Source organism: Rahnella victoriana, from assembly GCF_004330295.1.
GTDB lineage: Bacteria > Pseudomonadota > Gammaproteobacteria > Enterobacterales > Enterobacteriaceae > Rahnella > Rahnella victoriana.
The window spans coordinates 1-14477 of sequence record NZ_SJOJ01000025.1 but is presented as its reverse complement, the minus strand read 5'-3'; the positions used below and the strand labels follow the sequence as shown (position 1 = coordinate 14477).

The 14477-nt window shown below is 56.2% G+C and carries 11 protein-coding genes; 1 reads left to right on the top strand and 10 read right to left on the bottom strand.

The features are described from left to right. Positions 1–99: 99 nt before the first annotated feature. From EYY67_RS18920 to EYY67_RS18910, 3 genes are all read right to left on the bottom strand, one after another. Positions 100–1572, bottom strand: coding sequence for a pyridoxal phosphate-dependent decarboxylase family protein (locus EYY67_RS18920; protein WP_131694129.1), 1473 nt, complete (start codon positions 1570–1572; stop codon positions 100–102). Between the two features lie 18 nt (positions 1573–1590). After that, complete coding sequence (locus EYY67_RS18915; protein ID WP_207391101.1) at positions 1591–2973, bottom strand: diaminobutyrate--2-oxoglutarate transaminase; 1383 nt, start codon at positions 2971–2973, stop codon at positions 1591–1593. 514 nt (positions 2974–3487) lie between these two features. Further along, on the bottom strand, positions 3488–3901 hold the full coding sequence (locus EYY67_RS18910; protein ID WP_242675614.1) for a hypothetical protein: 414 nt from the start codon (positions 3899–3901) through the stop codon (positions 3488–3490). 321 nt (positions 3902–4222) lie between these two features. On the opposite strand from EYY67_RS18910, the gene EYY67_RS18905 reads away from it, so the two are divergent. Beyond that, positions 4223–5212 carry an aldo/keto reductase gene (locus tag EYY67_RS18905; RefSeq protein ID WP_131694128.1) on the top strand — a complete coding sequence of 330 codons (990 nt, stop codon included), beginning with the start codon at positions 4223–4225 and terminating at the stop codon, positions 5210–5212. Positions 5213–5260: 48 nt separating this feature from the next. On the opposite strand, the gene blaRAHN is transcribed toward EYY67_RS18905, so the two are convergent. From blaRAHN to EYY67_RS18870, 7 genes are all read right to left on the bottom strand, one after another. Continuing rightward, on the bottom strand, positions 5261–6148 hold the full coding sequence (gene blaRAHN / locus EYY67_RS18900) for an RAHN family extended-spectrum class A beta-lactamase (protein ID WP_131694127.1): 888 nt from the start codon (positions 6146–6148) through the stop codon (positions 5261–5263). A gap of 126 nt (positions 6149–6274) precedes the next feature. After that, entirely contained in the window at positions 6275–7945 is a 1671-nt protein-coding gene (locus EYY67_RS18895; RefSeq protein WP_095925537.1) for a methyl-accepting chemotaxis protein, read from the bottom strand. 204 nt (positions 7946–8149) lie between these two features. Further along, on the bottom strand, positions 8150–9736 hold the full coding sequence (locus tag EYY67_RS18890) for an ABC transporter ATP-binding protein (RefSeq protein ID WP_131694126.1): 1587 nt from the start codon (positions 9734–9736) through the stop codon (positions 8150–8152). Then, entirely contained in the window at positions 9733–10557 is an 825-nt protein-coding gene (locus EYY67_RS18885; RefSeq protein WP_131694125.1) for an ABC transporter permease, read from the bottom strand. Before EYY67_RS18885 ends, EYY67_RS18890 begins: the two co-directional genes overlap by 4 nt. A gap of 18 nt (positions 10558–10575) precedes the next feature. Then, positions 10576–11514 carry an ABC transporter permease gene (locus EYY67_RS18880; RefSeq protein WP_131694168.1) on the bottom strand — a complete coding sequence of 313 codons (939 nt, stop codon included), beginning with the start codon at positions 11512–11514 and terminating at the stop codon, positions 10576–10578. A 94-nt stretch (positions 11515–11608) separates the two neighbouring features. Next, positions 11609–13150 (bottom strand): ABC transporter substrate-binding protein, encoded by a 1542-nt coding sequence (locus tag EYY67_RS18875; protein ID WP_205948439.1) that lies wholly within the window; start codon positions 13148–13150, stop codon positions 11609–11611. Between the two features lie 61 nt (positions 13151–13211). Beyond that, positions 13212–14123 carry a homocysteine S-methyltransferase family protein gene (locus EYY67_RS18870; protein ID WP_131694124.1) on the bottom strand — a complete coding sequence of 304 codons (912 nt, stop codon included), beginning with the start codon at positions 14121–14123 and terminating at the stop codon, positions 13212–13214. Between the last annotated feature and the right edge of the window lie 354 nt (positions 14124–14477).

Sequence of the window (14477 nt, the reverse complement as noted above, 5' to 3'; positions counted from 1 at the left end):
CCAATCCGCGACAAAAAATATGTCCAATCAAGCAATAAAAAAGCCGGTGACACTTTCGTATCACCGGCTTTTCGCTGCGCCTGAGCGCAGAACTCAACCTTACTGGTTCAGCAGTTGCTGCGCGGTTTTCTCAACCAGCGCCAGCAGCACTTTCACGTCTTCCAGCGTCACCGTCGGGTTCAGCAGGGTCAGTTTCAGGCAGGTGACACCGTTATGTTCGGTCACGCCGACGTTGGCACGGCCAGATTCCAGCAATGCGTCGCCGATTTTCTGGTTCAGCAGTGCGATAGCCGCATCGCTGCTGCCTGCCAGTTGCGCAGGACGATAGCGGAACAGCACGCTGGCCAGTTGTGGCTTCATCACCAGTTCCAGCGAGGCTTCAGCGGTCACATATTGCGCGACGTCCTGTGCCAGCGTCACACCGTGATCGATGATCGCCGCGTACTGTTTCTGACCTAACGCTTCCAGCCCCATCCACAGTTTCAGTGCATCGAAACGGCGGGTGGTTTGCAGCGATTTGGACACCAGATTCGGCACGCCTGCGGCTTCGTCGAACTCAGAGTTCAGGTAAGCGGCCTGATAGCGCATCAGCTCATAGTGACGCTCTTCTTTGAGCAGGAACGCGCCGCAGCTGATGGTCTGGAAGAACTGTTTGTGGAAGTCCAGAGTGATGGAATCCACTAACTCGATGCCGTCCAGATAATGGCGGTATTTTTCGGACAGCAATAACGCACCGCCCCACGCCGCATCCACGTGAACCCAAATCTGATGCTCTGCCGCCAGTTCAGCAATGGCACGCAGCGGGTCGATAGCACCGGCATCGGTGGTACCGGCAGTCGCGACGATAGCCAGAATCTGATCACCGTTGGCCTGCGCCTGCGCCACTTTCTCGCGCAAATCGTTGAGATCCATACGGGCGAACTCATCGGTTTTCACCAGCGTTACGCACTGGTAACCGAGACCGAGCAGCGCCATGTTCTTCTGCACGGAGAAGTGCGCATTTTCAGAACATAACACTTTAATCTTACGCAGATTACCGACCAGACCATCCTGCTGGATGGAATGCCCCTGACGGGCGAAGAAGGCATCACGCGCCAGCATCAGGCCCATCAGATTGCTCTGGGTGCCGCCGCTGGTGAACACGCCCGCGTCGCCAGCCTGATAGCCGACCTGAGTACGCAGCCATTCGATCAGTTTCATCTCGATGATGGTCGCTGACGGGCTTTGGTCCCAGGAGTCCATGCTCTGGTTGGTGGCGTTAATCAGCACTTCCGCCGCCTGGCTGACCACCAGACTCGGACAGTGCAGGTGCGCCACGCATTGCGGGTGATGCACAGACAGGCTGTCTTTCAGGAAATACTCAATCGCGCGTTCAATCGCGGCCTGGTTACCCAGACCGTTTGGATTGAAATCCAGGGTAATACGTTCACGCAGTTCAGCAACGGTTTTGCCCTGATACATCTCAGGTTGTTGCAGCCACTGCACAACAGCTTCGCTGCTCTGTGCAATGGCCTGCTGGTAGGCTTCAGTGCTGTGCGCTGAGCCTGCCAGAATCGGGTTTAACTCGGACATCGGTGTCTCTTACTCCGCTCAGGCAGGTTTGATGCCAGCCGCTAACAGCGCCTGCTCAAACTTGTCGAGGAAAATACCCAGCTCATCGTTAGTGATCAGCAGGGATGGCAACAGGCGCAGCACGCAACCATTACGGCCGCCGCGTTCAAGGATCAGGCCCGCTTCGAAACATTTTTTCTGCAACAACGCAGACAGTTCGCCGTCAGCCGGGTAGCAACCCATGTGATCCTGCGCTTCGTTCGGTTTGACGATCTCGATACCGATCATCAGACCCAGACCGCGCACGTGACCGATAACCGGATAGCGTTTCTGCATGTCAGCCAGTCTGGCTTTCAGCCATTCGCCCTGCGCTGCCACTTTCTCCGCGATCTTGCCGTCTTTCAGGATTTTCAGGGTGGTCAGGCCGGTCGCCATCGCCAGCTGGTTGCCGCGGAATGTACCGGTGTGGTGACCCGGTGCCCAGGCATCGAACTGTTTTTTGATACCCAGAACCGCCAGTGGCAGACCGCCGCCGACGGCTTTTGACATCACGATGATGTCCGGCTCAATACCCGCGTGTTCGAACGCGAACTGCTTACCGGTACGGCAGAAACCTGCCTGCACTTCATCAAGGATCAGCAGAATGCCGTGTTCCTGAGTCACTTTACGGATGCGCTGCAACCACTCAGCCGGAGCCGGGTTCACGCCGCCTTCGCCCTGCACCGCTTCCAGAATGACAGCCGCAGGTTTACGAACGCCGCTTTCCACGTCGTTGATCAGGTTTTCGAAATAATAGGTTAAAGCTTTCACGCCCGCGTCACCGCCAATGCCCAACGGGCAGCGGTACTGATGCGGATAAGGCATGAACTGCACTTCCGGCATCATGCCGTTAACCGCTTCTTTCGGAGACAGATTACCGGTCACCGCCAGCGTGGCGTGCGTCATACCGTGATAACCGCCGGAGAAGCTGATGATACCGGTACGGCCGGTCACTTTTTTCGCCAGTTTCATTGCGGCTTCAACAGCATCCGCACCGGACGGGCCGGTGAACTGCAGGCAATACTCTTTGCCCTGTTGTGGCAATAAAGAGAGCAGATATTCAGAGAACTGGTCTTTCAGGGGAGTTGTCAGATCCAGTGTATGTAACGGCAAGCCGCTGGTAATGACATTTTGGATGCTTTGCAGCACGTCAGGATGATTATGTCCAAGAGCAAGCGTACCCGCGCCAGCCAGGCAATCAAGATATTGATTATCTTCAACATCAGTGATCCAAACGCCATTGGCCTTCGCAATTGCCAGAGGCAATTTACGTGGATAACTCCTAACATTCGATTCAAATTCAGCTTGTCTCGCCAAATAGGTTTCATTGTTTCCGTTTAATGAATTCGCACCTAAACTGTCAATACGGACTTTATCCGTCATCATATCTCTCCTACAACCGTGGGTTATTAGAACGCCACAATTGAATAAATTTGATTAAAAAAATGACTGCCATGGGAAAAACGCGGCCAATATATGGCTTTTTTGCCCCCACCTCAATAATTTATTTTGTATAGAATTGTTTATTCTTTTTTATACGAATCAATATGTTGCTGATTTAATGAACGATCGTGCTGACATAAGCCTGTTACGCGGTCATTAATAAAGCACTAAAAAGCCCATGTACCCCGTAAAACAACGGGTAAACACGTGCGCTGAGGGAGCAAGACTGGCCGGTGACTGTGCCGTGCCAGCGGGGAAGAAAAACGCACTTCTCTATTATAGTCCCCGTGGTATTCAGTGAAGGGCGTAATAATCAAAACGGGCAGTAAATGGCTGAATAGTAGCCGGATAAAGATGTGTAAAACTATTACACGGATATCCCGTCGGGTTATTATCCGGTAATAGATGCTTGCTGACGATGATCTATATATCCCGTCTTTCAGAGATATTTCACTTAAATATCAGATTCCGCGATCCGGCCCCTGCGGTACAAATCATACAGCGCCACGTAATCCTGAAAGACCTGCACCAGAAACGGGTCGGATTCCGGCGGAAGGGACTGGCTGGTTTGCATCTGATAACGGGTTCTCACCGCATCCACCCACAACTTATCCGCCGCCGGACCCGGCTCCTGCACCAGATGCGCCAGCCAGTAGACGGTATTTTTTCGCACCGTCACCGCAGGCTCCGGGCAACGGCAACACCACCAGACCGGCTCGAGTATTTTATGAAACAGCACCGGGCTGGCGCTCCGCCAGACGCAAGACGCAAACGGCAGTGGCGTCCACGCGCGTTGCCAGTGCAGTGCCTGCCCCGTCAGGAGTGACATCATCAGCGCCTGCGCCGATCCTGAAAACGCTCTGGTCATATTTCTTCCTTTATTTCCATAAACAACTCGCCACAGGAAAAGTAGCGTATAACAGCCCGGACAGGGCATTTATTTTCTCAAAAGTGGTTTAAAAAGCAGGACTTTTTAACCACCGGCCTCCCCTGCCTGCCATCCCCTCTTCGCGATTTATGAATTCAATTCATAAAGTCTTGCGGATAACAGCCTCTAATCTGATGAAAGAACAGCGGCTACTATTAACGCCATCTTGATACCTGCCGTGAAGCACATCCTGAAATCCCATCATCTTGTGATTATGTGATGACAGGATTTTTCGGCAACCACGCTTCAGAGGAGAATCACATGCAAAAACGTACGCTGGGAAAATCGGGCCTTGAAGTCTCTGCGCTGGGTTTAGGCTGTATGGGGCTGAGCCACGGTTACGGCCCTGCCACGGAAACCAGACAGGCGGTCGAACTGATCCGCAGCGCCGTGGAACGCGGCGTGACATTCTTTGATACCGCTGAAGTTTACGGTCCGTATCTCAACGAAGAAGTGGTCGGCGAAGCGCTGGCTCCCCTGCGCGATAGAGTGGTGATCGCCACCAAATTCGGCTTCACTTTTGGTGATGATAATAAGCAGCAAATCCTCAACAGCCGCCCGGAACATATCCGCCAGGCCGTTGAAGGCTCGCTGAAACGCCTGAAAACCGATGTGATTGATTTGCTGTATCAGCACCGCGTCGATCCGGAAGTGCCGATTGAAGATGTCGCCGGTACGGTGAAAGATCTGATCAGCGAAGGCAAGGTGAAGCACTTCGGGTTGTCCGAAGCTGGCGCACACACCATCCGCCGGGCGCATGCGGTTCAGCCAGTGACCGCGTTACAAAGTGAATATTCCATGTGGTGGCGTGAGCCGGAGCAGGACATCATGCCGACGCTGGAAGAGCTGGGGATTGGTTTTGTGCCGTTCAGCCCGCTCGGCAAAGGCTTCCTGACCGGTTCCATCGCCGCGGGTTCGACCTTCGGCAACGACGATTTCCGCAGCCTTGTGCCCCGCTTCTCGCCGGAAGCGCTGGCGGCCAATCAGGCGCTGGTCGCGATGCTGCATCAGATCGCTCAGGACAAAAAAGTGACGCCTGCGCAAATCGCGCTGGCCTGGTTGCTGGCACAAAAACCGTGGATTGTGCCGATCCCCGGCACCACCAAACTGCACCGTCTGGAAGAAAATCTCGGTGCGGCAGACGTAACGCTGACCGACAGCGAACTGCGTAACATCGCCACCGCGCTGGAAACCGTCAAGGTGCAGGGCGACCGCTATCCTGCCGCCTTACAGGCGCGGGTCGGGCGTTAACCGGAAACAAGAAAGGGTCCTTGCGGACCCTTTTTTTATCACCGCAAATCAATATCCCTGCATGACAATTTTTGCGGCGGAAGCCAGCACATCGCGGCGGGATTTTGCGTCTTTCTCCGGCTGGGTGAAATAGGTGATCAGAATCAGGGGTGCCTTGTTATCCGGCCAGATCACTGCGATATCATTGGTGGTGCCGTAATCGCCGCTGCCGGTTTTATCGCCGACCACCCAGGTCGCAGGCAGCCCGGCGCGGATGCTCATCGCGCCGGTGGTATTGCCCTTCATCCACTCCACCAGTTGCGCACGTTGTGGTTCGGCCAGCGCCGTGCCCAGCGTGGCGTGTTGCAGACTCAGCGCCATGGCGCGCGGTGACGTGGTGTCGCGATCATCGCCCGGAATGGCGGTGTTCAGCGTCGGTTCCGTGCGGTCGAGACGGAAGGTGCTATCGCCAAGTGTGCGGGCATACGCCGTCACTTTTTGCGGGCCGCCAAGCTGTTCAATCAGCTTGTTCATAGCGGTGTTGTCGCTGTACTGCAACGCGGCAGCCGCCAGTTCACCGATCGTCATGCCGGTGTCCAGATGCTTTTCGGTGATCGGGTTGTAATTCACCAGATCGGATTTTTTCAGGCTGATACGCCGGGTCAGCAGTTCCGTTTGCGTTTCGCTCTGTTTGAGAATCGCGGACGCCGCCATGAATTTACTGGTGCTGCACATGGCAAAACGTTCATCGGCGCGGTAAGCAATCTGCGAATTATCCGCCGTGTTGATCAGCATCACCCCAAGACGGCCGCCGCTGTCTTTTTCCAGCGCCGCCAGTTGTTGCTGGACGGACGTCATGTTGCTGGCGGTTTGCGCCCATGATGCCGCGCTGAAAGCAAGCAGGGGCACCACAGCCGCCGCCATCAGCACCGTTTTACGCAGGGTATTTTTCATCATCAAAGCCTTCTCCTTTTTATTGGCGAAGGGATTATGACAAAAGCGGCAGCAGAAAGTAAAAAACCCGACAAAAATTGTCGGGTTTTAGAACGGATACAGAACTATTTTCAGAAACTCAGCCGGATTTTAGAACGTTTCCCAGTTGCCCTGATCCGCATTCCCCGCCGGTAAAGCCTGACGGTTTGACAGCAAGGCCGGTGTTTTGGCCTGAGCGGCTTTACGCACTGCCGCCGTCGCCGAACCGGCGCTGACTTTAAAGATGCTGATCGCCTGCGATAAACGCTCCGCCTGCTCATTGAGTGAGTACGCGGCCGATGACGCTTCCTGAACTAACGCGGCGTTCTGCTGCGTGACTTCATCCATCTGGTTGATGGCTTTGTTGATCTCTTCAATGCCGGTGCTTTGCTCATTGCTGGCAATGGCAATCTCACCGACGATATCGGTGACGTTTTTCACGCTGGAGACCACTTCTGCCATGGTTTCCCCGGCTTTGGCGACCAGTTGCGTACCGTTATCCACTTTCGCCACAGAATCGTCGATCAGCACTTTGATCTCTTTCGCGGCGCTGGCGGAACGTTGCGCCAGATTGCGGACTTCCGATGCCACCACGGCAAAGCCACGTCCCTGCTCACCGGCACGCGCGGCCTCAACGGCGGCGTTCAGCGCCAGAATATTGGTCTGGAAAGCGATGCCGTCGATCACCGCAATGATATCGACAATTTTACGTGAAGACGTATTGATGCCTTCCATGGTGTTCACCACTTCGCCCACCACTTCACCGCCCTGCACTGCAACACGGGAAGCCTGCGCCGCCAGCTGATTGGCCTGACGCGCGTTATCGGCATTCTGTTTCACGGTAGCGGTCATCTGCTCCATCGCCGACGCTGTTTCTTCCAGCGAGCTGGCCTGCTGCTCAGTACGGGAAGACAAATCCAGGTTCCCGGCGGCGATTTCGCTGGAAGCGCTGGTGATGGCGTTGGTGCCTGCACGCACTTCGGTGACGATTTTCAGCAGGTTTTCGTTCATGTTTTTCAGACCCTGCATCAGCTGACCGGTTTCGTCATGTGACGTCACCTGGATCTGCGTGGTCAGATCCCCTGCCGCCACATTTTCAGCCACTTTCACGGCAGTATGCAGAGGACGGGTGATGGAACGGGTCAGGAAGAAGCCCAGCGCGGCAGCGACTAAAATCGCCAGCGCGGAGAAAATCAGCGTCAGCTGAATGGCGACAGACCCGTCTGACACCGCTTTTTTGCCTTCGGCCTGCAACTGCTGATCCTGAGAGTTGGCAAACGCGGTCGCCAGATCCAGATACGCATTTTGCGAGGTGGTCAGTTTGCGCAGCACATATTCCGTTGCGCCTTCCATATCCCCGGCGCGGGTTAAGGCGACCAGTTGTTCTTTCGCCGCTTCAAACGTATCGCTCGCATCCTGCAAGGCTTTGATTTTTTGCTTGCCGGTCACAGTGGTCTGGATGGCGGCGATTTTATCCATCGCCAGATTGGTTTGTTTAACCGTGTCATCCAGTTGCAAATAACGCTTCTTATTTTGCTCCGGATTTTTAGTATCAATAACAATGCCGCGTAAATATTTAATCTGGTCATTCACGCCGTCACGGACATCAAATGCCAGCCGGACTTTCACATAACGATCGTTGACGATTTGTTCAATGCTGCTGTTAATGCTGCTTATTTTGGTTACGGCTGTCACGCTGACGATGATCAGCAGCAAGATGACGAGGCTGAACGCTGCACCCAGACGGGCGCCGACGCGCATATTGTTGATCAGTTTAAACATTTTATTTCCCTTATTTCCTGGCCAATAAAACAAATACAATGAAAAATAATTCAAAATATTGATTACATAGCGGAACCACTTTCTAATGATTAATTTATTTCAAAAGGGTTATCGGTATAAATAAGGGAATCTTTAGTGAAGAGAATATTTGGAAAGTGTAAAGAAGGATGACTATTTTGCTCCCCCTTCGCAGGGGGAGTGTGATCAGGAAAACATGTCCTCAAGCCAGCCAGCCCGCATTTCGGGCACCGAACGCAGCAACTCGCGGGTGTAATCGTCCAGAGGCTCTGCCAGCGCGGTGGCTGCCGGTCCCTGCCGTGCAATCACGCCCAGTCTGAGCACCGCGACGTCATCCGCCACTTCGCGCACCACCTGCAAATCGTGCGTGATAAACAGGTAAGCAATCCCGGTGTCATGCTGGATCTGGCGTAACAGCGCCAGCACATCGCGGGCGACCAGCGGGTCGAGCGCCGAAGTCGGTTCGTCGCAGACGATGATTTTCGGTTCCGCCGCCAGCGCCCGTGCGATACATACGCGCTGTTTCTGGCCGCCGGAAAGCGCAGCAGGAAAACGTTCCGCAATGTCCGCATTCAGCCCGACCTGTGCCAGCAGGCCACGCACCCGCGCCTCACGCTGGCTGCGGTTCAGGGAAGTAAAACATTCCAGCACGCGGGAAATCTGGTTAAAAATGCGTGCCTTCGGATCCAGCGCCGTATCGGGAATTTGATGGATCAGCTGCACATCGCGTAACTGCACGCGGCTGCGCTGGCGCAAGCTGGCGGGCAATACCTGCTGATCCAGACGGATGTCTCCGGCCTCCGGGGCCAGCAGTCCGCAAATCACTTTGCCGAGGGTCGATTTTCCCGAGCCGGATTCTCCGATCACCGCCAGAGTGCGCCCGCGTGGCAGGCTCAGCGAGATATCCTGCAACACCGGCTGCGCATGATAGCGCGCACTGATATGGCGGATTTCCAGTGCCACCGGCGCATCGCCGGTTTGCGGGGTTTTGCTCCCGCCCTGCGCGTGCAACAGGCGGCGGGTGTAATCCTTCTCAGGCCGCGTCAGCAGTTGCGCGGTTTCCGCCTGCTCAACGGTTTTGCCGTGCTGCAACACCATAATGTGATCGCTGATCTGCGCGACCACCGCCAGATCATGACTGATGTAAATCGCCGCCACGCCGGAAAGACGGATCACGTCACTGATGGCTTTCAGCACGCCAAGCTGCGTAGTGACATCCAGCGCCGTGGTCGGCTCATCGAAAATCAGTAACTCCGGTCCCGCGCACAACGCCATCGCAATCATCGCGCGCTGTAACTGGCCGCCGGAAACCTGATGCGGATAACGCTGATAAAATTGCTGAGGATCCGGCAAACCGAGTTGGGCGAACAATTCAATGGCCCTCGCCTGCGCCTGCTGACGCGGAAGGATACGGTGCTTAAGCGCAGCTTCGATCACCTGCTCGCCCAGCGTGATTGCCGGGTTAAAGGCCGCCCCGGCAGACTGCGCGACATAGGCGATATGCCTGCCGCGAACCTGTCGCAACTGACGCTCAGACAGCGCGGTCAGTTCCTGGCCGTTGAAGCGGATACTGCCGGAGTGGATACGCATCCCCTGACGGCAATGGCCGGGGATCGCCAGCCCGATGGTGGATTTCCCTGCGCCGGATTCGCCGATCAGCCCGAGCACTTCGCCACGTTTCACGGTGAACGACACATCATCCACCAGCACACGGGGATTTTTCCCCTGCGACACCACGCGCAGGTTTTCGACCTTCAGTAAGTGTCCGGTCATGCTTTCTTCCCCCACACGCGACGTTCACCGCTCATCAGCCAGTCCGCCACGGCATTGACCGCCAGCGCCAGCACCGCAATCGCGCCACCCGGCAGCAGTGCCGCCCAGACGCCGAACAGAATGCCATCTTTGTTATCCCGCGCCAGCCCGCCCCAGTCGGCGGTCGGCGGCTGAATGCCCAGCCCGAGGAATGACAGCGCCGAGAGGAACAGCAGAATAAAGATAAAACGCAGGCCGAATTCGGCAATCAGCGTCTGCAACGCATTCGGCAAAATCACATGCCAGAGGATCCAGCCAAGGCTTTCACCGCGCAGACGCGCCACATCGACAAATTCCATCACGCCGATATCCACTGCCAGCGACCGCGCCACGCGCAGCACCCGGACGGATTCCAGCAGGCCGAGCACCAGCGTCAGCACCAGAAGGGTTTTCGGCAAAACCGCCAGGACGATCAGCGCCAGGATCAGCGTCGGAATGGCCATCACGATATCGTTACAGCGGGAAATCACCTGATCCAGCCAGCCGCCGCGCAGCCCGGCAATAAAACCGAGCGTACAGCCGACGGCAAAGGCCACCAGCGCCGCCAGCGCCGTCACACCGAGAGAGACGCGGGTGCCCCAGATCAGGCGGGAAAGCAGATCGCGGCCGAGATTATCCGTACCGAGCAGCGCATCCGGCCCCGGTAAATCCCATGACATGCCGAGGGTCTGATCCGGCGCGTGAGGTGCCAGCCACGGCGCAAAAATGGCGATAAGTATAAACAGACTCAGTACCAGCAGACCGAGTACCGAAACCGGTTTTAATGCAGGGAGTGCACGCATTGCAGCAATTCCTAAAATTCAGCGGTTGTGGCGTAAACGCGGATTGGCGACCAGCGCCATCACATCCGCCAGCAAATTCAGCAGGATATAAATCCCGGCCAGCAGCAGCGCGCAATCCTGCATCACCGGAATGTCGCGTTTGCTGATGCTGTCGACCATATATTGTCCCAGCCCCGGATAGACAAACACGTTCTCGACGATCACCACGCCGACCATCAGGTAAGCCAGATTGATCGCCACGACGTTAATGATCGGCCCCACGGCGTTGGGCAATACGTGACGCCATAAAATGCGCGACGGCGACAGCCCTTTCAGCAGCGCGGTATCGACATACGCAGAACTTTGCGCGGCAATCAGCGCGGCGCGGGTCATGTTGCTCATATGGCCGAGGATCGCCAGCACCAGCGTGGCGCACGGCAGGGAAATCGCAGAGAGTCGGGCGGCCAGCGGCATCTCCGCCGTGATACTGCTGTTGCTCGGCGCCCATGCCAGCGTAATGGCAAAAATCAGGATCAGCAGATAACCGGAGAAGAATTCCGGCAGCGCGACGGTGGCGCGGGTGATGGCGCTGAGCAGCGTATCAATGACACTGCCCTGATAACGTACCGAGATAAACCCGATCAGCAGCGCCAGCGGCACGGCAATCGCGGCGGTGCATCCGGCCAGAAACAGCGTATTCCCCAGACGGGTAAACAGCGGACCGCTGATGGCTTCGCGGGTGGAAAAACTGGTGCCGAAATCGCCGTGCAGCACGCCGGTCAGCCAGCTCAGATAGCGACTGACCGCCGGCTGATCCAGCCCGAGTTGCAGATTCAGCTCGCGGATGGCTTCCGGCGTGGCGCTCTGCCCGAGGATCGCCGTCGCCGCGTTGCCCGGCAACAGTTGCACACCGGCAAAAATCAGCATGGAAACCGCCAGCACCACCAGCACGCCATAAAACAGGCGAACCAGAATCATGCTCAGCAGCGAAGAACGAAAGTGCGAAAAACGGCCCGCAGGCCGTTGAGTCGCTTTCTGTTGTGCAGATAAGTCAGACATATTTTTACCCGGTTCAGCCTTCGATCCAGACTTTCTCCGCCGCACGGTTACCGCTCAGCGGCATGCCCGGCACAGACGTGAACCCTTTGATTTTGGCGGAACACCCGTCCAGCGCATCGGCGTACAGCGGAATGATTTCGCTGCCCTGATCGACCAGCATCACCTGAATATCATGATAAATCTGTTTACGGCGCGCTTCGTCCGCTTCGCCGCGTGCGGCTTTGACCATCGCATCAAATTCCGGCACATGCCACGCCGATTCATTCCAGGAAGACTGGCTGGTAAAGACCAGCGAAAGCAGCGCGTCGGCGGTCGGACGGTTCGCCCAGTTCGACGACACAAACGCTTTCTTCTGCCAGATGTCGTTCCAGAACGCATCGTCCGGCACGCGCACCACATTCAGGTTAATGCCCGCTTTAGCAGCGGATTGCTGATAAAGCTGACCGGCATCGACCGCGCCGGGGAAACCGGCATCCGCCACATTGAGCGTCAGCGGGCCGCTGAAACCGGATTTCTTCCAGTGGAATTGCGCTTTTTCCGGATCGTACGGGCGCTGCGGGATGTCTTTTGCGAAGTAACGGTTCGACGGGAAGATCGGGTTGTCGTTCGCCACGCTGGCGTAACCGCCGAGCACGGTGTCGATAATTTTCTGGCGATCAATGGCGTATTTCAGCGCCAGACGGCCATCGACATTATCGAACGGTGCCAGATTCGACAGGCCGGGGAAGGTGTAAATCATGCTGTCTTTGGCGCGTACCAGTTTCAGGTTCGGCATACGTTCGATGCGGCTGACGATGCGCGGATTCACGCGGTTAATCAGTTGCGCCGACCCGCTGACCAGCGCCGCCACGCGGGCGGTGGAGTCGTTCATTGCCAGCGTTTCGACGGAATCCACATGGCCGCGTTCGCTGTTCCAGTAATTCGGATTGCGTTTAGTCAGCGTGGTCACGCCCGGCTGGAATTTCTCCAGAATGAACGCGCCGGTGCCGATGCCTTTATCAAAGTTTTCATTTTCAGCGGTAATGGCGAAATGCACGGCGCTCAGCAGCCAGACGAATTCGACGTCCGGCGCGGTGAGTTTAATCGTCACTTCGTGATCGCCGGTGGCTTCTATCGAACTGACAGCATCCAGATAGCCTTTCACCGGCGAAGTGGATTTCTCACCGCGATGGTGATTCAGGGAATAGACCACGTCTTTCGCGCCCAGCGAGCGGCCATCGTGGAACTGCACGCCCTGACGGATTTTCAGCACCCAGGTTTTGCTGCCATCAGTGGAAGCCCACGACTCGGCAAGTGACGGTGCCAGTTTGGCGTTTTCATCGATTTCCACCAGATTGTTAAACATCTGCGAACCGACGAAATACATGTAGGTTTCGAACCAGAATGCCGGATCCAGCCGGTCTGTGCTGGAGGCGTTATCCACGCCAACCACCAGATGCCCGCCCTTTTTCGGTTTTTCTGCCTCTGCGGCAAAGGCATTGCCCAGCCACAGGGAATGGGTAGCCGCAGCCACGGAAAGTGCCCCCGCACTTTTAATAAACGAACGACGATCAATCATGTGTTTTCCCCTGTCTCCGAAGGATTAACCTTCTGAATGGATATGCGTTTTATTGTTTTTATGAATGCTCTTTGGCGAAAGCCTGTTTCAGCGCAGTAATGTGTTCCGGCCCGATGCCGCAGCAACCGCCGACCATGGTCGCGCCCTGCGCCACCCAGTCTTTCGCGAAATCAAGGTATCCGGCCGGATCGGTGTCCTGACGCATTTTGCTCAGCCCTTCATTGGCACCGCGCGTATTGTCGGAAGGCTCGAAGGCGTTGGCGTACACGCCGATATCCAGCGCAGAACCCTGCGCCGTCAGCGCGTCACGGGCGGTTTTCACCGCCGTCGCCATCACTTCCGGACGGCTGCAATTGAACAGCACGGCACCGGCAGAAATCCGCAGCGCGGCGCTGACCGCCTGTTCCACAGACTCACCGGAGCGCAGCAGCGCGTTGCCGCTTTCATCAAGATTGTCCTGCAGGGTAAAAGAGAGCCACAGCGGACGCGGGTCATCGCCCAGCACATCGCGTACGGCGTCGACTTCTGCGACAGAACTTTGGGTCTCTGCCAGCCAGACATCGACGTGATCTGTCAGATTCTCCACCAGCACCCGCAGCAGTTTTTTCGCCGCCACCGGCTCGAACAGATCCGGGCGATAAGACCCCAGCACCGGAGGCAGTGAACCCGCGACCCGCACCTTAGCCGGTGCCGCGTCCGCCGCTACGCGCGCAAGCTTGCCGGAAAGCGCGATCAGCGCCGCGCCCTGCTCCGCAAACACTTCTTCCCCGACGTGGAACGGCACGACGGCGTAACTGTTCGTGGTGATCACCTGAGAACCGGCGGCAATAAACGCATCATGAGCGGCACGCACATATTCCGGTGCCTGCATCAGCGCCAGCGCAGACCACTCCGGCTGACGAAAAGGAGCGCCCATCCGGGCCAGTTCGCGGCCCATGCCGCCATCGAGGATTTTAATGTTACTGATCATTGTGTCGCCGCCATCGTATTTTTCTTAACCGAATCAATTATTAACTCAGCAGGTGGCGTCCACTCTACAAAACGAACGTTTAGATATCTAGATTTCTTAATGGCTAAAAAGTGGGTTTTTAATTGCAAATTGTTCTCACTTGTCCTGAAGGGGGAAAGGGTTTTTATCTTTGCTCCTCACCCTGCGAAGGGGTGGGAGCTAACTGAGCACTTTCTCAACAACGTCTGGCGGCCAGACCGGGGCGGTTTTTGGCTCCTCCCCCTGCGAAGGGGGAGGCTGGGAGGGGGTTTTAAATACAAAGCAATGAGTTAAAGCACACTTTGAATTTGGTTTTTGACCTTAATACCCCACCCC

Bases quoted from the DNA above. Each gene is read 5' to 3' on its own strand.
- EYY67_RS18905 (WP_131694128.1), top strand. From the start codon at position 4,223: ATGCAAAAACGTACGCTGGGAAAATCGGGCCTTGAAGTCTCTGCGCTG.
- EYY67_RS18870 (WP_131694124.1), bottom strand. From the start codon at position 14,123: ATGATCAGTAACATTAAAATCCTCGATGGCGGCATGGGCCGCGAACTG.
- EYY67_RS18885 (WP_131694125.1), bottom strand. From the start codon at position 10,557: ATGCGTGCACTCCCTGCATTAAAACCGGTTTCGGTACTCGGTCTGCTG.
- EYY67_RS18910 (WP_242675614.1), bottom strand. From the start codon at position 3,901: ATGACCAGAGCGTTTTCAGGATCGGCGCAGGCGCTGATGATGTCACTC.
- EYY67_RS18915 (WP_207391101.1), bottom strand. From the start codon at position 2,973: ATGACGGATAAAGTCCGTATTGACAGTTTAGGTGCGAATTCATTAAAC.
- EYY67_RS18890 (WP_131694126.1), bottom strand. From the start codon at position 9,736: ATGACCGGACACTTACTGAAGGTCGAAAACCTGCGCGTGGTGTCGCAG.
- EYY67_RS18920 (WP_131694129.1), bottom strand. From the start codon at position 1,572: ATGTCCGAGTTAAACCCGATTCTGGCAGGCTCAGCGCACAGCACTGAA.
- blaRAHN (WP_131694127.1), bottom strand. From the start codon at position 6,148: ATGATGAAAAATACCCTGCGTAAAACGGTGCTGATGGCGGCGGCTGTG.
- EYY67_RS18880 (WP_131694168.1), bottom strand. From the start codon at position 11,514: ATGATTCTGGTTCGCCTGTTTTATGGCGTGCTGGTGGTGCTGGCGGTT.
- EYY67_RS18895 (WP_095925537.1), bottom strand. From the start codon at position 7,945: ATGTTTAAACTGATCAACAATATGCGCGTCGGCGCCCGTCTGGGTGCA.